The sequence below is a fragment of the Oceanobacillus sp. FSL K6-0251 genome (assembly GCF_038004725.1).
Taxonomy (GTDB): domain Bacteria; phylum Bacillota; class Bacilli; order Bacillales; family Amphibacillaceae; genus Oceanobacillus; species Oceanobacillus oncorhynchi.
Genome location: NZ_JBBORS010000001.1, coordinates 3620797 through 3643264, shown reverse-complemented (window position 1 = coordinate 3643264; position 22468 = coordinate 3620797). Strand labels below are relative to the sequence as shown.

The following is a 22468-nucleotide window of genomic DNA, read 5'->3' as shown; positions in this document are numbered from 1 at the left end:
GAAAACAAAAGATAGTAACCTTATGTTATGAAAGGATGATGTTATGATGAATAATGTATTGTTAAAAAATATCTATGGTCTTTTCATTGATGGAAAATGGACAGAGAGGGATAGAAAGCTTCCGGTTTTCAATAAATATTCACAAGAAGTGATTGCTGAAATTTCTGTAGCGGAAGAAAGCGATGTAACTGCAAGTGTTGCAGCAGCTAAAAAGGCTTTAAAAACACCATTTCCACCTTACGAGCGCTTTCATGTTTTAAAAAAAGCTTCTGAATTATTATTGGAACGAAAAGAGAGCGTTGCTAATGTCCTTGTTCAAGAAGTTGGGAAGCCTTTAACAGAATCAATTGGTGAAGTGGAAAGAGCGGCGTTAACATTGGAAGTTTCGGCAGAAGAAGCAAAGCGTATCCATGGAGAGGGAGTGCCAATAGAGTCAGCACCGGGTTCGGAAAATAGGAAAGCTTTGACAATAAAAGCACCAGTTGGGGTCGTAGCTGCCATCACACCATTTAACGTTCCTTTAAATCTAGTTTGTCATAAAGTTGGGCCAGGTCTTGCTGCGGGAAATAGTGTGATATTAAAACCAGCTGAAGAAACATCTATATCCGCGCTGTTGCTGGCGGAAATATTTGAAGAGGCTGGTCTTCCTGTCGGACGTTTAAACGTGTTAACTGGAGAGGGAGCAGAAATCGGTGAGTACCTGACCTCCAATCAAGAAATAAACATGTACACCTTTACCGGCAGCCCGAGCGTAGGTCAAATTATACGTGAAAATACTGGAATAAGAAAAGTAGCATTAGAACTGGGGAATAATTCAGCAACGATTGTTCATCGAGATGCTGATATTGAGATCAGTGCAGCAGCGGCTGCGCAAAAAAGCTTTAATAATGCCGGTCAGGTTTGTATTTCGGTTCAACGTGTTTTTGTGCATGAAGCCATTTATGAATCCTTTTTGGAGAAAATGATTGAAACAACAAAAGCTCTCAAGGTAGGTGACCCTGCGGATGCTTCAACAAATATTGGTCCAATGATTGCCGAAAAAGAAGCTGTCCGTGTTGAAAATTGGGTGGATGAAGCGATAAGCCAAGGTGCTAAGCTGCAGGTTGGCGGGAAACGCGACGGGGTTTTTTATCAGCCGACTATTTTGACAAATGTAAATCAGGAAATGAAAGTATGCAGAAATGAAGTCTTTGGACCAGTAGTTGCGGTAGATACGTATCATGATGAAGATGAAGTGATTGAAAAAGTAAATGATTCCGAGTATGGACTGCAGGCAGGGTTATTTACAAATGATTTAAGCTTTGTGATGAAAGCAGCCGAGAAGATTGAAGTAGGCGGATTGATTATTAATGATACTTCTGGTTACAGAGTAGACCACATGCCTTATGGCGGTGTGAAAAAGAGCGGCACCGGTAAAGAAGGTCCGAAGTATGCGATGGAAGAAATGACAGAGGAAAAATTAATCGTATTTCAATAATTACGTTAACGCAAGACGGATAACAGGGCTATTCTAAGCGGATAGCCCTGTTATCCATCAATAAATAAAATAAGCAAGGTGATCAAGTGTTTATTCTATCAATTATGCTACCTATTTTCTTTGTGTTTGTTGTCGGCTACATTGCGCAGTCCTTTCTCAAGTTAGAAACTGTCATGATATCGAGATTGGCGATTTACATACTTGTTCCCTTTTTAGTTTTTCGTACCTTTTATTTACAGACGATTGATAGTTCCTTTATGTATTTTATTATTTTTTTACTTGGACTTTGCTTTTTGAGTATTTTATTCATTACTTTATTTACAAAGGTCTTGAAATATTCTGAGGAACAACGTTGTGGATTAATATTATCCAGTGCGTTTATGAATAATGGGAATTATGGTACGCCGCTAGTTCTCTTTTTGTTTGGGCCAGAAGGGATGAAGGTAGCCATTGTATTAATGGTTTTACAGCAATTACTAATGAGCACATTAGGAGTCTATTATGCGGCGAAAGGGAGTCCATTTAATGTAGGGAGCATAGATGCAGCAGGACAGATTTTGCGCATGCCGATGATTTACGGGGCAACACTTGGAATCGTATTTAACTGGTTGAATATTCCCTTGGGAACTTTAATGAAAGGGATTGATTTTATGGCAGATGCTGCAATTCCAGTGATTATGATTGCCTTAGGAATGCAACTAGCAAACATGACAATCAGAAAAGTGGATTGGAAATTACTTTCATTCAGTCTTTCTATGCGGCTGATGCTGTCTCCTTTATTAGCATTATTTATCGTATGGCAGTTGCCGCTTGATGAATTGACGAAGCAAATAATGGTTATTGTAGCTGCTACACCAACTGCTGCAAATACGACAATGTATGCTATCCAGTTTCGAGTACAAGAGAATAATGTGTCTGCTGCAACCTTGATATCAACAGTGCTGAGTCTGGTTACTGTTCCTGTTGTCATTTATCTAATGACCTAATTAATCTTAACTTTATAACAGATTAATAAGAAGGTTTGAAATTATTTACACCGCTTTCAATTTATTATAATGTATAAATAAATAGGATAAAGCATGTGCATAAGTAAAGCGCCTTCATCATGTGCCAGAATATCTTTTAAAAGATTATGGTTTTGTCTTTGTGAACTTTTTTTGATCCCTGTTTTATTTTAGTTTAGGAAGCTACATTAGAAAAGGAGGAATTTACCATGACCGAAAAATATATCCTATCCATTGACCAAGGTACCACAAGTTCTCGTGCGATTTTATTTAACCAAAAAGGCGATATTGTAGAAACGGCACAAAACGAATTTAAGCAATTTTTTGATAAACCGGGCTGGGTGGAGCATGATGCCAATGAAATTTGGACGTCCGTATTGGGATGCATAGCTCAAGTAATCAATAAAACAGGGATTGAGCCGAGCAGTGTAGAAGGAATCGGTATCACCAATCAGCGGGAAACGGCGATTGTATGGGATAAGCATACAGGAAGACCAATTTACAGGGCAATCGTCTGGCAATCACGTCAAACAGAAGGTATCTGTAAAGAGCTCAGGGAGCAGGGGTATGAGGACACCGTTCGTAATAAAACGGGGCTGCTGATTGATCCTTATTTTTCAGGAACCAAAGTGAAATGGATTTTGGATCATGTCGAAGGTGCCAGAGAAAAAGCAGAAGCGGGAGACCTTTTATTTGGAACAGTGGACTCGTGGCTGATTTATAAGTTTTCAGCTGGAAAAACACATGTTACTGATTATTCCAATGCTTCCAGAACACTGATGTTTAATATTTATGATTTAAAATGGGATGAGGAGCTTCTGGACATTTTTGATGTACCGAAATCCATGCTTCCGGAGGTGCGCCCGTCATCTGAAATTTATACCAACACAGTGGCGTATCATTTCTTTGGGGAAGAGATTCCGATTGCCGGTATTGCTGGTGATCAGCAAGCTGCTTTGTTTGGGCAAGCCTGCTTTGAAAAGGGAATGGCTAAAAATACGTACGGTACCGGGGGCTTCTTATTAATGAATACAGGAGAAAAACCGGTTAGTTCAGAAAATGGTTTGCTTACTACGATTGCATGGGGCTTGGGCGGAAAGGTAACCTATGCCCTGGAAGGAAGTATTTTTGTTGCCGGTTCAGCAATCCAGTGGCTCCGTGATGGTTTAAGAATGATTGAATCGAGTCCGGAGAGTGAGGACTTTGCAGGCAGAATTGATACCACAGACGGTGTTTATGTGGTGCCGGCATTTGTCGGTTTAGGAACGCCTTATTGGGACAGTGCAGCCCGCGGTGCTGTATTTGGATTAACCAGAGGAACAAAAAAGGAGCATTTTATCCGGGCAACGTTGGAATCACTGGCTTATCAGACAAGAGATGTGATGGAGGCGATGGCTGCCGACTCTAATATTGATTTGAAAACGCTTCGTGTGGATGGCGGCGCCGTAAAAAATGACTTTTTGATGCAGTTCCAGAGTGATATCCTGGATGTGACCGTGGAGCGACCGGTTGTTCAGGAAACAACGGCGCTTGGTTCTGCTTACTTAGCGGGATTAGCAATTGGGTTCTGGGAGAGCCAGGAAGAGATTTCACAGCAGTGGCAAAATGAGAAAACATTTAAAGAGGCAATGGATAAAGAAGAAAGTGAGCGCTTATATAAAGGCTGGAAGAAAGCGGTGGAAGCGACGCGTGTATTTAAATTAGAGGATTGATCGGCAACGTAGTAATATACCGGCTGTGCAATAGATAAAATCCGAATCGAGCAAGTGACTATACAATAAAAGTCATCTGTGTTAAGATATAATCAAGTTAATATAAAGGACGGAGAAGCAGGAGAGACCGCAAAGTATCTGGTGTATAGACACCAGTGCATTTGTGGTCTTTTTTATTGTGCTGGAAATGAAGCCGCCCGCCAATGTTCGTCGGGCAGATTCATGCTTTTCATCTGTATTTGATGAATAACCGTCTTCAATAAAGGGAATAAAAACAATAGATCATTACTGGGAGTGGGAGTGGAAATAATGCATAATTTTTCAAGTAAAGAACGTAAAGAAACACTAGGGGCCTTAGAAAGTAATCAACTGGATTTATTAGTTATCGGCGGCGGTATTACCGGATCAGGAATTTCTCTGGATGCTGCGACAAGAGGCCTGCGTACGGGCCTGATTGAAATGCAGGATTTTGCAGCCGGTACTTCAAGCCGTTCTACCAAATTGGTGCATGGCGGCCTGCGCTATCTGCAGCAATTTGAAGTGAAGATGGTAGCAGAGGTAGGAAAAGAACGTGCGGTTGTTTATGAAAATGGCCCGCATGTGACGACACCAGAATGGATGCTGCTGCCATTCCATAAAGGAAGTAATTTAGGACCGTTTACATCAAGTATTGGTTTGCGTGTATATGACTTTTTAGCAGGGGTAAAAAAATCAGAGCGTCGGGAGATGTTAAAGCCGGCAGAGGTATTAGAACGTGAGCCGCTTGTAAAAAAAGAGGAGCTTCGCGGCGGAGGCTTTTATGTAGAATATAAAACCGATGATGCACGTTTAACGATTGAAGTGCTTAAAAAAGCTGTGGAAAACGGCGTGAAAGCAGTCAACTACACCAAAGCAGTTGAATTCATCTATGAAGAAGGCAAAGTAGTCGGCGTTGTAGCCGAGGATCAAATCAGCAAAGAAAAGCATCCAATCTATGCAAAGAAAATTATTAACGCTGGCGGGCCTTGGGTGGATGATGTCCGTGAATTAGATGGTTCCAAAAAAGGAAAAACCCTTCATTTAACAAAAGGTGTCCATCTTGTATTCGATGAATCGGTCTTCCCGTTGAAGCAAGCAGTGTATTTCGATACACCGGATGGCCGGATGGTTTTTGCTATTCCGCGTGACGGCAAAACATATGTAGGTACAACCGATACCGATTATAAAGGGGATATTGCGCATCCGACGATGACAGAGAAGGACCGGGATTATATTTTAGATGCCATTAATTATATGTTCCCATCTGTTGGTATTGATGCAAGTAAAGTCGAATCAAGCTGGGCCGGCATCCGTCCGTTAATTGCGGAAGAAGGGGCAAGCAGTCCAAGTGAAATTTCCCGTAAGGATGAGATTTTCCAATCAGATTCCGGGTTACTTTCTATGGCAGGCGGTAAATTAACTGGTTACCGCAAAATGGGCGAGCATGTTGTCAATATGGTAGCAAAACAGTTAAAAGAAGAAGAAGGCATCCTATATACAGAGAGCCAAACGAAGCACCTGCCTATTTCCGGCGGAGAAGTCGGCGGATCCAAAGGCTTCAAGAATTTTAAAGCAGAAAAAGTCAAAGAAGGCAGCAGCCTTGGGTTATCAGAAAATGAAGCAGCAGAGCTGACACAGCGTTATGGCGCAAATGTAGATAAAATTTTTACACTATATAAAGAGAATAAAGAAGCAGCTGCAAAAGAAAACATCGAACCGGCAGTATTTGCACAGGTAATATATGCAATAAATGAAGAAATGGCATATAAAGCAGTAGACTTCTTCATTCGCCGCTCCGGTGCATTATTCTTCAACCGTCCATGGGTGGAGACGCATATGGATACTGTCCTGCCATTTATGGAAAAAGAGCTCGGCTGGACCAGGGAAGAAGCAGCAGTCTATCGAAAAGAACTCGAGCAGCTATTATACGAAACAACGCATCCAGATAAATAAATGAAGGAAACAAAAAATAAGATGCACGCCAGATCGTGCGTCTTATTTTTTATGGGAATCTGCTATATTCTATGGTATACTTTTCTCGACTGTCTTTAAGAACGGGGGATTGATTCATGCTAAGAAGGAAAAATAAGAAGACAACTGCAAATAACGTAACCCCATTTATTCCTGAAGGCGACTTTTACTATACAAAGGGTGTCGAAGCATTTAAGAAAAGGAAGTTTGATATTGCGATTAAATGGATTCAAAAAGCAATTGAGGACAAGCCTCATTTTCCTTTATATAAATGTCAGTTATCCATTATTTATACAGAAACCGGTGCTTATCATAAAGCCAATCAGCTGCTGACAGAAGTGCTGCAGACTGGAGAGTATATTGATTGTTATTATTTAGCTGCCAACAACTATGCGCATCTTGGATTGCTTCAAGATGCCAAAAAGTATGCGCAGATGTATTTAGATAAAAAACCAGAAGGCGACTTCAGTAATGATGCTGCGCAGCTTCTTGACTTCATTGAAATAGAGGATGAAGAGGAAGAAAATTTTTCTCTGGAGGATGAGGATGAACTGATTGTCCTGCAGGAGACTGCATTTTATCATATGGAGCATGATGAATGGGAAAAAGCAATTCCGTTTATTGAGGAGCTCATGGAAAACTTTCCGGAGCAGAAGCTGGCTGTCCATGATTATGCCCAGGCCTTATTCTATACAGGAAGAAAAGAACAGGCGATGCATATTGAAGAAGATATGCTCGTGGACTATCCCAACAATTTGCACAGCCATTTGAATTTAGCCCTGTTTTATTATGAAACGGGAGAGGCAGATTATCAGACGCATATCGACATTATAAACAATATTTATCCGATGCATGAAGAACAAAAGCTGCGGATTGCGGAAGTCTTTGCGAAAACAGCAAATTATGGTTTAGCTTATGAACGGTATCAAAATATTTCTGGGGAGCAAGCTAAAAGAAGAGCATCCTATTATAAATGGTATAGCATCACAGCTTATCAATCGGGGAACCCAAGCAAGGCATTGCGTTTATGGGAAGAGGGTTTGAAGCGGCATCCCAAGCTGTCAGAAGAAGAAGGGCCTTGGGCGATAAAAAAATGAGCAAAAAGATAGACGTTAAATCTTAATTTCATTACACTATACGGTGGAATAAGAATATTATAAGGATAAAGGGGCGGGATTGAATGTCCGAAGAGAGAATATATGATGTGATTATTGCCGGAGCTGGACCAGCAGGGATGACAGCTGCTGTGTATGCTTCACGGGCAAATTTAGATACACTGATGCTGGAACGCGGAATTCCGGGAGGCCAGGTGGCAAATACAGAAGATGTAGAGAACTATCCTGGATTTGACCATATTTTAGGACCGGACTTGTCGAATAAAATGTTCGATCATGCTAAAAAGTTTGGCGCAGAATATGCATACGGTGATATTAAGTCGATTGAAGATCATGGCAAATATAAAACCATTTATGCAGGAAAAAAAGTTTATCATACTAAAGCTTTGATTATTGCAACTGGAGCACAATATAAGAAACTCGGGATTCCGGGCGAAGAAGAGCTTGGCGGACGCGGTGTGTCTTATTGTGCCGTTTGTGACGGTGCTTTCTTTAAAGAGAAAGAACTGGTTGTTGTCGGCGGGGGAGACTCTGCAGTAGAAGAAGGCGTGTATCTGACAAGATTCGCAAGCAAAGTAACCATTGTACACCGCCGTGATGAATTGCGGGCACAGCGCATTCTTCAGGATCGCGCATTTAACAACGATAAAATTGAATTTATTTGGGATACGATAGCTGAAAAAATTAACGGTCCAGAGGGAAAAGTCAGCAGCATTTCATTAAAAAATGTAAAAACGGATGAAGTATATGACTTCCCAACAAGCGGTGTATTTGTTTATGTCGGTATGCTTCCTTTAAATGATCCATTTACGGATTTAGGGATTACGGATGAAGAAGGATATATTCCTACATCTGAAAATATGGAAACGAAAATACCTGGTATTTTTGCAGCTGGAGATATCCGTGCAAAAGACCTCAGACAAATTGTTACAGCTACAGGCGATGGAAGTATCGCAGCGGAAACAGCAATTAAATATGTAGAAACATTAGAAGATTAATTAGCAAAATTGTCGTATTTTAGGAGATGCATAATACGATAGTTATTGGAAATTGTCGAAAATACAAATCATATCCATCTTTGGTTAGGATTTGTATAAAAAAATTAATCTATGGTAACTGCATCTTAACGTTGCTGTAACACGCATGAAACAATGAAAGGGTATTATAGAGTTAACTAATTGACCCCCTTTTAATAGATAGATTAGTTTTGGGACAGGTGACTCACCTGTCCATTTTTTTGTTTAAATGGAAAAAGGGAGAGTGTCTCAGCTGCGGCGAAGTTTCACAGGTCAGCTATATAAGAGAAGGGATATCTTCGTACCGGTGTTCGCAGCCCAAACGAAGGCATTCACTCAAAGGCTTGGCGAATGTCAGGTTTTCTAATATAATTGAACTAAGATGTAAGAAGCACGATAACAAGGGGCGGGCTGCTAAAACCTCAGATAACTTCTTTGGGGCTGCAGTACCTATACCTGTAAAAAGCAATTGTGTGTTGGAAGAGGACTGAAAGGGGAGAGTTTAGTGAATCAGGAAAAAGAAACAAAGCTCGTTATTATTACGGGGATGTCAGGAGCCGGAAAAACAGTTGCAGTGCAAAGCTTTGAAGATTTAGGTTATTATTGTGTAGATAATTTACCTCCTGCGCTTCTTCCCAAATTTCTAGAATTAATGAAGGATGCTTCGAACACCATTCAAAAAGTGGCGCTCGTCATGGACCTGCGGGGAAGAGAATTTTTTGATTCCTTATACAAGGCATTGGATGCAATCAGCCATACACCATGGATTCAAAGCCATATCCTGTTTTTAGATGCGGAGGATGAAACGCTGGTGACAAGATATAAAGAAACCAGACGCTCTCATCCATTAGCTGTCGGCGGACTTCCTTTAAACGGCATCCATCAAGAGCGAATTATTATCGATGAGCTGCGCGGCCGTTCCCAGCGGATTATTGATACGTCAAAACTCAAGCCGAGAGATTTGCGTGAAAAGATTCTTCAATTGTACAAGGAAGAAAAACAAGAAGTATTTTCCACTCATTTTGTATCCTTTGGGTTTAAATATGGCATTCCAATTGATGCGGATTTAGTTTTCGATGTACGTTTTCTGCCGAATCCGCATTATGTATCTGCACTGCAGCCATTGACCGGACTAAATCAGGAAGTAAATTCCTATGTGTTTAAATGGTCAGATACGAAATTGTTTGTAGAGAAATTAAATGATTTATTCCGTTTTATGCTCCCGCAGTATAAAAAAGAGGGGAAGTCACAGTTAGTTATTGCCATTGGCTGTACGGGCGGACAGCACCGTTCTGTTGCTTTAGCCGAATACTTCTCCAAGCAATTCAGCGATGATTATATTACCCATGTCAGCCACAGAGATATTGAAAAGAGAAAGGCCAAAACCTCATGAGCGATATCCCGAAAATAACAGCGATTGGCGGAGGGACAGGAATGCCGGTTTTGCTTCGCGGGTTGAAGGATTTGCCCGTAGATCTGACTGCTGTTGTGACGGTAGCAGATGACGGGGGAAGTACAGGAAGAATTCGTTCCGAGATGGAAATGCCGGCACCAGGAGATATCCGGAATGTGATTGCAGCTCTGTCTGATGCAGAGCCGATGCTTTTAGAGCTTTTTCAACATCGGTTTCAGCAGGGAAACGGGTTGACAGGGCATTCATTAGGTAATCTATTATTGGCAGCAATGACTTCCATGACTGGTAATTTTAATCAAGGAATAAAAGAAATTTCCCGGGTGCTTAATGTAAAAGGAAATATCTATCCGATTTCAAACGATAACATGTCTTTGCATGCGATTATGGAGGATGGAGAGATTATTCATGGGGAATCCAATATTCCTCTGTCCGGCAAACGGATTAAACGGGTCTTTCTAGAGCCGCAGCCGCTGCAGCCATTACCTAACGCTGTGGAATCAATTCAAAAAGCAGATTTAATCGTAATTTCTCCAGGGAGCCTTTATACCTCAATTATGCCGAATTTAATTGTTCCAGAAGTGAAGGAAGCATTATTAAATACAAAAGCAAAGATTGTGTACGTTTGTAATATCATGACACAATATGGAGAAACAACGAATTATTCTGCAGCAGATCATGTCCAAGCGATTCATGATCATGTCGGCGATGATTGTGTTGATTATGTGATTGTTCATGATCAGCCAATCGATGCAGAAACGCAGGAGATTTATAAAGAAGAGCAGGCGTTTCCGGTAGTAGCAGATAGTTCCCGTTTAGAAGCGATGAATGTCCAGGTTTTTCCTGGTAATATTGTCGTGAAGCATAAAGATGGAACTCTCCGTCATAATAATGATAAAATAGCTAAAATGCTTTATAAATTTTTATAGTAGTGAGTGTTCAAAAAGTACGATGAAAAAGACAAGGAAGTCAGATTCAGCGGAGTATGCAGGATTATTCCGCTGAATACAGTTTCATTGAATAAACGTATCAAGGCGTGTTCGAAAAGGGGAAGGAGCGTGATACAATGTCCTTCGCATCAGATATTAAGAAAGAACTAACCGCTATTCAATCGGATTCTTGCTGTCAGTTTGCTGAACTAGCTGCATTAGTTCGAATGAATGGCGTTATTTCTATATCAAAGCAAGGTTATGTACTGGATGTTCAAACAGAGAATGCAGCAATTGCAAGGCGTATTTACACATTAATCAAACAAAATTATACGTTGCCGGTGGAGCTGCTTGTCCGTAAAAAAATGAAGCTGAAGAAAAATAATGTATATATCGTCCGTATGAAAAATGGTGTTCAATCTTTATTAGAGGATTTGAATCTAATGGAAAATCAATACCAGATTGTCCGGACCATTTCAGAGAAATACTTAAGAAAAGAATGCTGCCGAAAAGCATATTTACGCGGAGCGTTTTTAGCTGGCGGGTCAATGAATAACCCGGAAACCTCCTCCTATCATTTGGAGATTTTTAATTATTATGAGGAGCATGCAGAAGCATTAAAAACATTGTTTAATGCATATGATTTACATGCAAGAACCTTAGAGCGCAAAAATGGTTATATCGTCTACATCAAAGAAGCCGAAAAAATTACTACGTTTTTAAGTGTCATTGGAGCACATCAAGCATTATTAAAATTTGAAGATGTACGCATTGTCCGTGATATGCGTAATTCTGTCAATAGACTGGTGAATTGTGAAACCGCGAACTTAAATAAAACCATCGGCGCAGCATTCCGTCAAATTGAAAACATTAAATTGATTGAACGGACAGTTGGATTGGATCAGCTGCCGGAAAAATTACAGGAAATAGCTAAGCTCCGTATTCAATATGAAGAAGTTTCCTTAAAAGAATTAGGGGAACTTGTTACCAGCGGGACGATTTCTAAATCAGGCGTGAATCATCGTTTGAAAAAAATTGATGAATTTGCAGAGAAAATCAAACGTGGTGAACTGCAGCTTGGTAATTAATGCTAGTATCCGAAGAATATGATATAATGCAGTAAATATCATGGAACATCGCCGAAAGAAAGACGCAGAATTTTTTCTGCTTCCTAAAAAAATGGAGGCGTTTACTTAAGACAGGAGAGTGAATTTATTGGTTGAGAAAACAGTGAAAATCGAATTAGATTCAGGACTACAAGCGAGGCCAGCTGCCTATTTTGTACAAGAGGCCAATCGATTTGATTCACACATATTTTTAGAGAATGATCATAAAAAGGTTAATGCCAAAAGCATTATGGGATTAATGAGCCTGGCTCTGACAAAAGGAGAAGAAATCAAGCTTATTATCGAAGGAGAAGATGAAGAAGAGGCGCTGGAATATTTAACAAGCCTTGTACGTGAAAAAGTTTAAAGCTATCCGTATAACGAACTTTGCTTTATTTAACAGATAAACAAAGCACCAAATAGTAAAACCTCAGCTAAAAAAGTCCTTCTTAAAGGCGAGTTACATTGCTCAATTTTAAGGGGGCTTTTATTTATATAGCATTATATAATTTCTGGTGCACCTATAAGTATTACAATTTGACTGCTTCAAATATAAATAAACTTAATTTTCTGTTATTAAAAAGTGACTTCATTTCCATAGAAACAGGAGTTGACCGTATCTTGGATAAATCCCTATCTAAATAATAGAAGGTGAAGTGTAAAGCGCCGCTGCGACGGACTATTTTGCTTTCCATTCTTCATGGTAACTTGTTGAATCTTCGCAAAAGTTATGTTAGGTTGAGAGACAAATCATTATATAAAGGGAGTGCCTGTGATGAAAAAGAGAATGAAATTAGGGTTAGCAGCCTTAACGTTAGGATTATCCGCTATTTCAACCTCAGGAGTTCAAGCAGCCTCGACAGATTATGGAAATGGTGTTCATTGCGATGAAAAAACTTGTTCAGTAAACTGGAGCGAAACATTTCAACAATCAACAGATAGAGCGATAGAAAGCTGGGCAACGGGACTGACATCAGCGCCTGCTAAAGCTAAATCTGCTATTGAGTCCAACTATAAATCAAGTAATGATTCTAACCGGCCAGAGTCAGGTACGACAACTGGCAGTCCTTCTTTTTAATTAGGCAAGGGGTATCACGGTATCACATATAGGAAAATAGAGTATTCATTCGCAACCGAGTGGAAAAGCCTGGCGGTGTTTGAGGAAAGATAGCACCAAACTTCTGGAAGACAGAAAAAAAGACAAGGGAAGCAAACATCTTTATCCCTTGTCTTTTTATTAACTTTATCTAGCGCGCCCAGAGGGATTCGAACCCCCGGCAAACCTGGTACCGGAAACCAGTGCTCTATCCAGCTGAGCTATGGGCGCATCTCATTGAATTAAAAACACAATCTTAATTATACATAGGAAGTTCCTTTGAGACAAGTCCTTTTTATATAATTTAGATGAAAAATTATTTTATGCGTCTTTCAATAAGTTTAAATGGTTCATGTTTAACAAACATAAAATCGGGAAGGATGGTTAAAGTAGAAATTTGGTGAAACTTTTTGTTTGACCTTCATTGACCAATGAGCTATCATATAAAGTATAGAAAAAATCATCAGCCATTAACGTTGGCAACTTAAGGAGGATTTTTAAATGAATTTAGTACCTACAGTTATTGAACAAACAAATCGTGGTGAACGCGCATATGATATTTACTCCCGCTTATTAAAAGACCGGATTATTTTACTTGGCAGCGGCATTGATGACAATGTAGCCAACTCTATTGTAGCACAGCTTTTATTCTTAGAAGCAGAAGATCCAGGAAAAGATATCTCTTTATATATTAATTCTCCTGGTGGTTCTATCACAGCTGGTATGGCTATTTTTGATACCATGAACTTTATTAAGTCAGATGTATCTACCATCTGCATCGGTATGGCAGCTTCTATGGGTGCTTTCCTGCTTAATGCCGGAGAGAAAGGCAAACGTTTTGCATTGCCAAACAGTGAGATTATGATTCACCAGCCTTTAGGCGGTACGCAGGGACAGGCAACAGATATTGAGATTCATGCAAATCGAATTATCGAGATTAAAAAACGTATGAACCGCATCATGTCTGAAAATACTGGTCAGCCTTTAGAAGTTATTGAACGTGATACAGAGCGTGATAAATTCATGAGTGCAGAACAGTCTAAAGAATATGGCATCATAGATGATATCTTTGAGCGCAAAGCGTAAACATTAATAAATCATGAAATCGAAAAAAACAGGCTAGGGTGACCTTAGCCTGTTTTTTACGTGCAATTTCTTGTTTTTAAGCGTAAAGCTCCCATGCTAATTTTAAGGAATCGGCAATATAATCTGCAATTTCTTCAATTTCTTGATTATCTGTCACTACACGGGAGTGATGCTGTCCATAAATTGGCTGCCTATCATCAAAAAGCTGTTTGATTTCCTCCATATTCTTCCCCTGTAGAACGGGGCGGCTGTCAATCAGCAGGCTGATTCGATCCTTCCAGCTGTCCCAAGACAGGTCGAGAAAGAATATTGTAGTGGTTGCGAGACAGACATCCTGTACTTCTTTTTGAAGAAAAGCGCCGCCGCCTAAAGAGATAACCTTTAATTTCTTATGGCATATTTCAGAAATAATTTCTTTTTCATGCTGACGGAAGACGGCTTCTCCATATTTCGCAAAAATCTCTTTCGGAGGCATTCCGAATCTGCGCTCAATTTCTTCATCGATATCAATAAAATCACGATACAGTTTTTTGGCAACAGCTTGACCAATGGTTGTTTTTCCAACACCCATAAATCCAATTAGTACAATACTTTGTTCCTTTAATGGTATTTCTCTCATATGACATTCCCCCTCGTCATCCAGCACGTTACGATGATTGCTGATGGATTGCTTTTCTTGCCAATTGGTCTGCTCTGTTATTTTCTTTTTCCGGTATCCATTTAATAAATAAGAATGGAAAGTCTGCTGCTTCAGCCTGGATGATTTCAAGCAAAGGAAGAAATTGTTTGTTTTTGGTTCGTCCTTTATCAATCACGTCTGCGGCTACTTTAGAGTCAGTTCGAAAAGATAAGATTTCTTCAGGGAAGTTCATCTTACAAATTTTTAATGCTTCTATGATAGCGTGAAACTCGGCTTCATGATTGGACATATAAGGTAAGGGGACAGTATATTCCAGCTTCTTTTCCCCAGCCTTTATATAAATGCCGGCTCCGCTTTTTTCTGTATTCACGTTTGTAGCGCCGTCTGTATAAACCTGAATCAAAGCATATCCCCCCGCCAAATCGTTCTTTTCTATATTCATATTATAACGAATTTTAAATCAAAAAGGAATGCGTGCGGGCCAGGAATGGCTTGAAAAATGATGCTAAATTATTCCTCTTCCTGATTATGTTCGTCTGCATCATGACCGTGTTCATGGTGCTCATGATCCATCTCATCATGGGCTTCTTCTTCCGATGGCTCTGCATCACCGGCAATAACCGTTTTCAATGGCATGACATGCAGCTCCCTTGCGGTAGTATGAGCATACATTTCATAAACTGCTTCTTCTTCAAAGGTAAAGCTGGCTGTATAGGTGCCGTCCTCTTGATGAACGCCTTCGATTTCCACACTGTCATCCGCATGCCCCTGTGTCCATACCTCGAATAACACTTCACGAGCATCTTCTACAGGCTCGTCGTCAAAGGTGACATGAGCTGTTAAATCAATGGTTTCTCCGACTTCAACATGCTCCGGCACATCGAAATCTACTTCCAGAACAGGCAGTTCCATGGAATCCGTGTCATCTTCCTCTGCTGTATCCGCTTCATTATTTGAGCAAGCAGCTAAAGCAGCCATCAGAACGATGAGGATAAAAAATATTTTTTTCTTCATTATTATGTATACCCCTCTCTATTATTGTCTCCCGACACCTAGTATAGCATGACCAGCCAAAGGAGAGGTTGAATAAATTATGACATATTTATTCCTTTCCAACTCTAACTCTACTATAATGAGGGAAAGGGAGGAATAGACATGAAACTAGTAGCTTATCGGAAAAACAAAGATGAAAATTATCGTGTTGGTGTTTTAACAGATGCGGAATCCATTGCAGATGTGGAAAGCCTGTCGCAGCAATTTGGAGGAAAATCACTTCCTGCGAATCCTAGTGAATTTTATGCACATGCATCCGAATACATAGAAGCGTTGCAGAAAATACTTCCAGAAACGGGCAGATATGAAAACCTTTCCCTTCAGGATGTGCAATTGGGAATGCCGCTCGGAGAAGCGAGAAAGGTTATTTGCGTTGGAAAAAACTATCAGGAGCATGTTCATGAAATGAAATCAGATATACCTGATTTTCCTGTTTTATTTGCGAAATTTGATAATGCTATTATTGGGCCGGAGGATGATATTTATTATCCTTCAATAACTGAAAAATTAGATTATGAAGCAGAATTAACCATTGTCATTGGAAAAACAGCTTCTAAAGTGAAAAAAGAAGATGCTTTTGATTATATTGCCGGCTATACCCTTGCCAATGATACCTCCGCACGTGATTTGCAAAAACGGACGCCGCAATGGCTGCAGGGGAAATCACTGGATCATACCACGCCGGTAGGGCCATGGGTTGTGACAAAGGAGGAAGTGGATAATCCGCATGAATTAGCTATCCGCTCCTATGTAAATGGGGAGGTGCGCCAGTCTTCTAATACAGCGCATCTTATTTTTGATATCCCTTTCCTTATAAATTTTATTTCTGAAATCATGACGCTGGAGCCGGGAGATATTATTTTAACCGGAACGCCGCATGGTGTCGGTTTAGCAATGGAGCCATCCGGCCTGCTTCAGGAAGGAGACCGGGTGAAGTTAGAAGTAGAAGGAATTGGAACTATGGAAAACCAGGTGAAGAAAGTATAATATCTGTATAGGGTAATACAGGGAACGGCAGCAATACGAAAAAAATGATTTCCTACTGAAATGCATGGAGGTTAAAGCATGCAGCAGAGTCTGGTGTTAAAGCAAGCATTAGCTTGGAAAATGAATCAATCGCTTCATCAATCCATTGAAATCCTGCAGCTCTCTGGTATTGAATTATATGATCATGTACAAAGAATTGCTGAAGAGAATCCTTTGATTGAGGATATCCGTCCCATTGATCAGCAGGTGCTCAGTCAATTTCATGGAGAGACAAACGCATTTGAAAATATGAATGCTTCGAAAAAAAATATGTACGAGCAATTAAAAGAGAATGTGTACATGCTTTCTATTTCGGAGGAAAATTTAAAAAAGGCGGTTCTTTTTGGAATTGATTCCTTAAATGAAAATGGCTATCTGGATATTACTATGGAAGAGTGGGCTTCCGGCTGTCAGTTATCCATGGAAGAAATAGAACAGGCTCTATCCTATTTACAATCCCTTGAGCCGCCGGGAATTGGAGCCCGGAGCTTACAGGAGTGTATCCAGCTGCAATTAAAAGAAATGGATTGTGATTATCCCTTTTTAGAGGAGCTTTTTGAAAATGATTTGGTCCTGATAGCCGAGGAGGATGCCCAGGCTTTAGCTGAAGCCTACGGGATTACAGAAGAGGAAGCTGGCAGATTAATTTCGAATATGAAGCTTTGTCATCCGAATCCGGGTAAATTATTGGAGGAAGAAGAGACAGAATATATTATTCCGGAAGCGGCAGTGTTGAAGGAAAAGGGAGAGTGGCAGCTGTCCTTTTTCAATTGGTCAAGCCCTACTATTCAGCTTCGGGATGATATCCTGCAGGCTGATATGCCGAAAGAGGGAGCAGACTTTTTGAAGGAGAAGAAGAAGGAGATAGAGATGCTGGAGCAGGCGATCCAATACCGTGGGAAGACCTTGGAGCAGGTTTTGCATATTATTGTCAATAAACAATTATCCTTTTTTGAAGAAGGGATAACGGCATTAAAACCGTTAACCCTTCAGGAGATAGCGGATGTATTGGATCTGCATGTTTCAACGATCAGCCGGACCATCAGCAATAAATATCTGCAGACAAGTTTTGGTATCCTCCGAGTCAAATATTTATTGCAGCGTGAATCCCGGAAAGGGGGAGGAGTCGCCCGTGTGGTTGCGAAGCAATATGTACAGCAAATAATTGCGGAGGAAGACCAGACCCGCCCGCTTTCTGATGAAAAAATCCGCAGGAAACTGGAAGAGCTGTATCAGGTGCATGTAGCAAGAAGAACGGTGATGAAATACCGGGAAGAGCTGGGTATTCCCTCTTCCTCCAAGCGCAAAAGGAGAACGAGCAGAAATAATGATTAAATTTTATACAAAAACGAATTGTCCGCTATGTGAAGAAGCGAAGGGGTTATTAGATTTACTGAACACAGCTCCTATTCCTGTCGAGGAAATAGATATTTATCAATCAGATGATTTACTGGAAACGTATCAATTAATGATTCCTGTCATCGTTTATAAGAATAATGAATTATATGGAAATGATATCAGCATAGAAAATATCAGCAGACTGTTAGCTGAATAAAGGAAAAGGCATTCTCTAAAGCAAATGTAAGTGCTTTAGAGAATGCCTTTTTATTATATACTCAACTTTCACACATTAAAAAGTAACTTTATTTCCATAGAAACAGGAGTTGATTGTTCCTTCGCTAACACCCTTGATAAAGATATAGAAGGTGAAGTGTAAAGCGCCGCTGCGTCGGAAAGCGAGAGTGGTTGGCCGGAGCGGAGCTATGCATCATCACTAATTCCCAAATGGACGGATATTTAACCAAAAAGCAAGCATGGTAATGGAGAACATGCTCACCCTGGAATAGCAAGATATATATGCTTATTCTTAGGTGCGAATGTTGAGTTATATAGAAGTACCCCTGTCTGGATGGAAGAACAGAATGTGTATGGTTAAACGCTTATCATGTATTTCGGGACATTATTGACCCGGAAGAAATGTTTCAGCGCATATAAACATTAAAATTTTGTAAACATTCGATTCTGTGTTTAAGTTCATATGCAATGGGAATAGTAAACTGTATGCCTTTTTATGCTATAAGATTTAGCAGATGTTTTGGTAAGGAGGTAACCACACCCCGGGACATAATTGCTCTTCATCACAAAAGTATAACGAAAACACTCCTATGCTTTTTCGCATTTAACTGGCGGCAGGACAGGTTCCTTGTTTTTTAGACAAAAGGGGTGCGAAACAGCCTTATTTTCAAGAGTTTTTCTTTGCTTTTGATAAGAGGTATGTTATAATACAAATGAATCGGGACATAAAACAACCACATGGGACGTTTTCAATCCCGTATGGAGGAGAATGGTTAATATGGAATCCATCATGGCCCTACAGAGAAAAATCGTACCTGAATTGGTAAGTTTGATGCAGGAAAGGTACACGTTATTACAGCATGTGCATTTACATCAGCCGATTGGAAGACGGGCATTAGCAGAAAGTACAAATTTAACAGAGCGGCATGTTCGCGGAGAGATTGATTTTCTGCATGAACAAGGTTTAGTCGAAGTGACCTCCAAAGGTATGTTTATTACCAATGAGGGAAAAGTAGTTCTAGATCAGTTAGCTGCTTTGATTGGAGATATGTCCCGGTTAGAAAATCTGGAGGATCAGTTAAAACGCACCTTGTCTATTGATAATGTGATTGTAGTGCCTGGTGATAGTGATCATAACCCTCAAATCAAGGCAGAGATGGGAAAAGCATGTGTGACGCATTTGCAATCTACTCTGCAGAAAAACAATACCGTTGCCGTGACAGGCGGAAGCACCATAGCGGCAGTAGCTGATGCAATGAAACCATTGCCAGAGGGAACGGATGTATTATTTGTTCCAGCAAGAGGCGGCATTGGCGAAAAGGTGGAGAATCAAGCATCACGTATTGTTTCAGAGATGGCAAGAAGGTCAAATGGCCAGTATAGAATGCTTTATGTACCAGATCCAATCAGTGATTCCACATATGAATTAATTATTCAGGAACCACATGTGATTGATGCGTTAGCTGTCATAAAAAATGCTGACATTGTTTTACACGGTGTTGGTGATGCGCTGCGCATGGCAGAACGAAGAAGGTCTTCCGAAAAAGTAATTGATGTATTGGAGTCAGAAAATGCTGTTTCAGAAGCGTTTGGTTATTACTTTGACGCAGATGGACGCGTCGTTTACAAAGTAAAAACAGTGGGACTGCAGCTGGAGGATATGGATGAATCCAAGCATATCATTACGGTTGCCGGAGGCTCATCAAAGGGACATGCCATTCATTCTTACTTTAAACAAGGGAAGAGCAATTTGCTGATAACCGATCAAGGTGCTGCAGAAAAGATATTAAGAGGATAACCTCTTTATATAAATAAAAAAACAAGAAATTCTTAGGAGGAATTTAATATGACTGTAAAAGTTGGTATTAACGGCTTTGGAAGAATTGGACGTAACGTATTTCGTCAATCTTTAAAAAATGACCAAGTGGAAATCGTGGCAATCAATGACTTAACAGATGCTAACATGCTTGCACACTTATTGAAATATGATTCTGTTCACGGCAAACTAGAAGAAGAAATCAGTGTAAATGGTTCTAATCTTGTTGTTGACGGAAAAGAAATCAACGTACTTTCTGAACGTGATCCAGAAAACCTTGGATGGGGAGACCTTGGCGTAGAAATCGTTATCGAATCTACTGGTATCTTCACAGAAAAAGAAGCTGCTGAAAAGCATATTAAAGCAGGAGCGAAAAAAGTTATCATCTCTGCACCAGCTAAAGGTGAAGACTTAACAATCGTTATGGGTGTTAACGATGATAAATATGATCCAGCTCAGCACCATGTTGTATCTAACGCATCTTGTACAACAAACTGCTTAGCGCCATTCGCTAAAGTATTAAATGATAACTTTGGCATCAAACGTGGATTAATGACTACTATCCACTCTTATACAAATGACCAGCAAATCCTTGATTTACCGCATAAAGACTATCGTCGTGCGCGTGCAGCTGCTCAAAACATCATCCCTACTTCAACTGGAGCTGCAAAAGCAGTAGGTTTAGTATTACCGGAACTTAATGGTAAATTAAATGGTAACGCAGTACGCGTTCCAACTCCAGATGGTTCATTAACTGACTTAGTTGCAGAGCTTGATAAAGAAGTAACTGTTGAAGATGTAAACAATGCAATGAAAGAAGCTGCTCAAGGACCGCTTAAAGGAATTCTTGAGTATACAGAAGATCCAATCGTTTCTTCTGATATCGTAGGAAACAACCACTCTTCTATTTTCGATTCTCTATCTACAATCGTAATGGAAGGCAACCTGGTTAAAGTTGTTTCTTGGTATGATAACGAAATGGGTTACTCCAGCCGTTGTGTAGACTTAGCTGTATTCATGGCTGAAAAAGGACTGTAAAATAATAATTGACGTTCGTTGTAAGGCAAGCCTCTCCGAACGGTATGAAATAGAGGAGGGAGCAATTCCTCCTCTATTTTCATTTTAGAACATTCATTTTTGTAGAATTAGCAGGAATGCAAGATAAAATGGTATAATAACAAGAGTTGCATATACCAAACTAGGAGGGATTCCGTTGAACAAGAAAACCATTGCTGATTTACAAGTAGAAGGGAAACGCGTATTTTGCCGTGTCGATTTTAACGTGCCTTTAAAAGACGGTGAAATTACGGACGATACGCGTATTCGTGCTGCATTGCCAACGATCCGTGAGCTGACGGATAAAGGAGCAAAACTTATTTTAGCGAGCCATTTAGGGCGTCCAAAAGGAACTGCTGTGGATGAACTTCGTTTAGACCCGGTAGCAAAACGTTTAAGTGAACTCTTAAACAAAGAGGTTCTTAAAACGGATGAAGTCTACGGAGAAGAAGTGAATAAAGCCATCGACCAATTGAACAATGGCGATGTGTTATTAATTGAAAATGTTCGTTTTGAAGCTGGTGAAGAGAAGAACGATCCAGAGCTTGTTGATGCCTTCGCTAAAATGGCAGACGTATATGTCAATGATGCATTCGGAGCGGCACATCGTGCACATGCTTCCACAACAGGTATTGCTACAAAGCTTCCAGCCGCGGCAGGACTATTAATGGAAAAAGAAATTGAAGTTCTTGGACAAGCATTGGAAGATCCGGCACGGCCATTTACAGCCATTATCGGCGGAGCAAAAGTAAAAGATAAAATCAATGTGATTGATAACTTGCTTGATAAAGTGGATAATTTGATTATTGGCGGCGGATTAGCTTATACGTTTGTAAAAGCGTTAGGCCATGAAATTGGGAAGTCATTATTAGAAGAAGATAAAATGGATTTAGCAAAAGAATTCATGCAAAAAGCGAAAGACAAAGGCGTTAACTTTGTATTGCCGACAGATGTTGTCGTAGCTGATGATTTCTCAGAAGATGCAAATACAAAAAATGTAGGTATTGATCAAATCCCTGCTGATTGGGAAGCGTTGGATATCGGCATTCAAACACGCGAAGAATATGCTTCGATTATCAAAGAATCTAAACTGGTTATTTGGAATGGACCAATGGGTGTATTTGAATTAAATGCATTTGCCGGCGGTACAAAAGCTGTTGCTGATGCAGTAGCAGAAACAGAAGGATTCTCTGTTATCGGCGGAGGAGACTCTGCAGCAGCAGTAGAAAAATTCGGTCTGGCAAGTGAAATGAATCATGTATCTACAGGCGGAGGAGCTTCCTTGGAATTTATGGAAGGAAAAGTTCTGCCGGGAGTAGACGCACTTAACGATAAATAATAAATTTAGAATGGATGAGGTG

At 40.2% G+C, this 22468-nt stretch carries 21 protein-coding genes and 1 tRNA gene; 18 read left to right on the top strand and 4 right to left on the bottom strand.

Annotation, left to right across the window (positions count from 1 at the left end; translation table 11 throughout):
• The first annotated feature begins 46 nt into the window (after positions 1–46).
• From MKY45_RS18185 to MKY45_RS18135, 11 genes are all read left to right on the top strand, one after another.
• A complete protein-coding gene (locus MKY45_RS18185; protein WP_256706333.1) occupies positions 47–1477 on the top strand; it encodes an aldehyde dehydrogenase family protein in 1431 nt (476 codons plus the stop codon).
• A gap of 86 nt (positions 1478–1563) precedes the next feature.
• On the top strand, positions 1564–2463 hold the full coding sequence (locus MKY45_RS18180) for an AEC family transporter (RefSeq protein ID WP_139089019.1): 900 nt from the start codon (positions 1564–1566) through the stop codon (positions 2461–2463).
• 227 nt (positions 2464–2690) lie between these two features.
• The gene (gene glpK / locus MKY45_RS18175) at positions 2691–4193 is read left to right on the top strand and encodes a glycerol kinase GlpK (RefSeq protein WP_042530256.1); all 1503 of its coding nucleotides are present in this window, start codon (positions 2691–2693) and stop codon (positions 4191–4193) included.
• Between the two features lie 309 nt (positions 4194–4502).
• Positions 4503–6164, top strand: a complete 1662-nt coding sequence (locus MKY45_RS18170; RefSeq protein WP_042530258.1) for a glycerol-3-phosphate dehydrogenase/oxidase — start codon at positions 4503–4505, stop codon at positions 6162–6164.
• A gap of 116 nt (positions 6165–6280) precedes the next feature.
• Positions 6281–7279 (top strand): tetratricopeptide repeat protein, encoded by a 999-nt coding sequence (locus MKY45_RS18165; RefSeq protein WP_042530259.1) that lies wholly within the window; start codon positions 6281–6283, stop codon positions 7277–7279.
• An 83-nt stretch (positions 7280–7362) separates the two neighbouring features.
• Entirely contained in the window at positions 7363–8295 is a 933-nt protein-coding gene (gene trxB / locus MKY45_RS18160) for a thioredoxin-disulfide reductase (RefSeq protein WP_042530261.1), read from the top strand.
• A 523-nt stretch (positions 8296–8818) separates the two neighbouring features.
• On the top strand, positions 8819–9706 hold the full coding sequence (gene rapZ, locus MKY45_RS18155; RefSeq protein WP_084612854.1) for an RNase adapter RapZ: 888 nt from the start codon (positions 8819–8821) through the stop codon (positions 9704–9706).
• Entirely contained in the window at positions 9703–10653 is a 951-nt protein-coding gene (locus tag MKY45_RS18150) for a gluconeogenesis factor YvcK family protein (RefSeq protein ID WP_042530263.1), read from the top strand. Before rapZ ends, MKY45_RS18150 begins: the two co-directional genes overlap by 4 nt.
• 137 nt (positions 10654–10790) lie before the next feature.
• On the top strand, positions 10791–11741 hold the full coding sequence (whiA, locus tag MKY45_RS18145; protein WP_042530265.1) for a DNA-binding protein WhiA: 951 nt from the start codon (positions 10791–10793) through the stop codon (positions 11739–11741).
• Positions 11742–11868: 127 nt separating this feature from the next.
• Positions 11869–12126, top strand: coding sequence for an HPr family phosphocarrier protein (locus tag MKY45_RS18140; protein ID WP_042530267.1), 258 nt, complete (start codon positions 11869–11871; stop codon positions 12124–12126).
• 408 nt (positions 12127–12534) lie between these two features.
• Positions 12535–12837, top strand: a complete 303-nt coding sequence (locus MKY45_RS18135) for a leucocin A/sakacin P family class II bacteriocin (RefSeq protein ID WP_052484915.1) — start codon at positions 12535–12537, stop codon at positions 12835–12837.
• A gap of 173 nt (positions 12838–13010) precedes the next feature.
• On the opposite strand, the gene MKY45_RS18130 is transcribed toward MKY45_RS18135, so the two are convergent.
• Positions 13011–13086 (bottom strand) — tRNA-Arg (locus MKY45_RS18130).
• 270 nt (positions 13087–13356) lie between these two features.
• On the opposite strand from MKY45_RS18130, the gene clpP reads away from it, so the two are divergent.
• Complete coding sequence (gene clpP / locus MKY45_RS18125; protein WP_040978891.1) at positions 13357–13941, top strand: ATP-dependent Clp endopeptidase proteolytic subunit ClpP; 585 nt, start codon at positions 13357–13359, stop codon at positions 13939–13941.
• Positions 13942–14017: 76 nt separating this feature from the next.
• On the opposite strand, the gene MKY45_RS18120 is transcribed toward clpP, so the two are convergent.
• From MKY45_RS18120 to MKY45_RS18110, 3 genes are all read right to left on the bottom strand, one after another.
• Complete coding sequence (locus MKY45_RS18120) at positions 14018–14560, bottom strand: shikimate kinase (RefSeq protein WP_042530395.1); 543 nt, start codon at positions 14558–14560, stop codon at positions 14018–14020.
• A 28-nt stretch (positions 14561–14588) separates the two neighbouring features.
• On the bottom strand, positions 14589–14984 hold the full coding sequence (locus MKY45_RS18115; protein ID WP_341173219.1) for an RNase H family protein: 396 nt from the start codon (positions 14982–14984) through the stop codon (positions 14589–14591).
• Between the two features lie 107 nt (positions 14985–15091).
• Entirely contained in the window at positions 15092–15595 is a 504-nt protein-coding gene (locus tag MKY45_RS18110; protein WP_042530400.1) for a FixH family protein, read from the bottom strand.
• A gap of 141 nt (positions 15596–15736) precedes the next feature.
• Here MKY45_RS18110 and MKY45_RS18105 point away from each other — a divergent pair, with 141 nt between their 5' ends.
• The 6 genes from MKY45_RS18105 (at position 15737) to MKY45_RS18080 (ending at position 22446) form a co-directional block, all read left to right on the top strand.
• A complete protein-coding gene (locus tag MKY45_RS18105) occupies positions 15737–16621 on the top strand; it encodes a fumarylacetoacetate hydrolase family protein (RefSeq protein ID WP_042530402.1) in 885 nt (294 codons plus the stop codon).
• 78 nt (positions 16622–16699) lie between these two features.
• On the top strand, positions 16700–17995 hold the full coding sequence (rpoN, locus tag MKY45_RS18100) for an RNA polymerase factor sigma-54 (RefSeq protein WP_042530404.1): 1296 nt from the start codon (positions 16700–16702) through the stop codon (positions 17993–17995).
• Entirely contained in the window at positions 17988–18215 is a 228-nt protein-coding gene (locus tag MKY45_RS18095; RefSeq protein ID WP_052484923.1) for a glutaredoxin family protein, read from the top strand. The genes rpoN and MKY45_RS18095 overlap by 8 nt, the downstream gene beginning before the upstream one ends.
• A 798-nt stretch (positions 18216–19013) precedes the next feature.
• Positions 19014–20033: a sugar-binding transcriptional regulator gene (locus MKY45_RS18090; protein WP_042530408.1), complete on the top strand. Its 1020-nt coding sequence runs from the start codon at positions 19014–19016 to the stop codon at positions 20031–20033.
• A 48-nt stretch (positions 20034–20081) separates the two neighbouring features.
• Positions 20082–21089: a type I glyceraldehyde-3-phosphate dehydrogenase gene (gene gap / locus MKY45_RS18085; RefSeq protein WP_042530410.1), complete on the top strand. Its 1008-nt coding sequence runs from the start codon at positions 20082–20084 to the stop codon at positions 21087–21089.
• A gap of 175 nt (positions 21090–21264) precedes the next feature.
• Positions 21265–22446 carry a phosphoglycerate kinase gene (locus MKY45_RS18080; protein ID WP_193063371.1) on the top strand — a complete coding sequence of 394 codons (1182 nt, stop codon included), beginning with the start codon at positions 21265–21267 and terminating at the stop codon, positions 22444–22446.
• The last annotated feature ends 22 nt before the right edge of the window (positions 22447–22468 follow it).

Excerpts from the sequence above, each read along its gene's own strand:
- MKY45_RS18185 (WP_256706333.1), top strand. The coding sequence starts at position 47 with ATGAATAATGTATTGTTAAAAAATATCTATGGTCTTTTCATTGATGGA.
- glpK (WP_042530256.1), top strand. The coding sequence starts at position 2,691 with ATGACCGAAAAATATATCCTATCCATTGACCAAGGTACCACAAGTTCT.
- MKY45_RS18170 (WP_042530258.1), top strand. The coding sequence starts at position 4,503 with ATGCATAATTTTTCAAGTAAAGAACGTAAAGAAACACTAGGGGCCTTA.
- MKY45_RS18165 (WP_042530259.1), top strand. The coding sequence starts at position 6,281 with ATGCTAAGAAGGAAAAATAAGAAGACAACTGCAAATAACGTAACCCCA.
- trxB (WP_042530261.1), top strand. The coding sequence starts at position 7,363 with ATGTCCGAAGAGAGAATATATGATGTGATTATTGCCGGAGCTGGACCA.
- MKY45_RS18150 (WP_042530263.1), top strand. The coding sequence starts at position 9,703 with ATGAGCGATATCCCGAAAATAACAGCGATTGGCGGAGGGACAGGAATG.
- whiA (WP_042530265.1), top strand. The coding sequence starts at position 10,791 with ATGTCCTTCGCATCAGATATTAAGAAAGAACTAACCGCTATTCAATCG.
- MKY45_RS18135 (WP_052484915.1), top strand. The coding sequence starts at position 12,535 with ATGAAAAAGAGAATGAAATTAGGGTTAGCAGCCTTAACGTTAGGATTA.
- clpP (WP_040978891.1), top strand. The coding sequence starts at position 13,357 with ATGAATTTAGTACCTACAGTTATTGAACAAACAAATCGTGGTGAACGC.
- MKY45_RS18120 (WP_042530395.1), bottom strand. The coding sequence starts at position 14,560 with ATGAGAGAAATACCATTAAAGGAACAAAGTATTGTACTAATTGGATTT.
- MKY45_RS18110 (WP_042530400.1), bottom strand. The coding sequence starts at position 15,595 with ATGAAGAAAAAAATATTTTTTATCCTCATCGTTCTGATGGCTGCTTTA.
- MKY45_RS18105 (WP_042530402.1), top strand. The coding sequence starts at position 15,737 with ATGAAACTAGTAGCTTATCGGAAAAACAAAGATGAAAATTATCGTGTT.
- rpoN (WP_042530404.1), top strand. The coding sequence starts at position 16,700 with ATGCAGCAGAGTCTGGTGTTAAAGCAAGCATTAGCTTGGAAAATGAAT.
- MKY45_RS18095 (WP_052484923.1), top strand. The coding sequence starts at position 17,988 with ATGATTAAATTTTATACAAAAACGAATTGTCCGCTATGTGAAGAAGCG.
- MKY45_RS18090 (WP_042530408.1), top strand. The coding sequence starts at position 19,014 with ATGGAATCCATCATGGCCCTACAGAGAAAAATCGTACCTGAATTGGTA.
- gap (WP_042530410.1), top strand. The coding sequence starts at position 20,082 with ATGACTGTAAAAGTTGGTATTAACGGCTTTGGAAGAATTGGACGTAAC.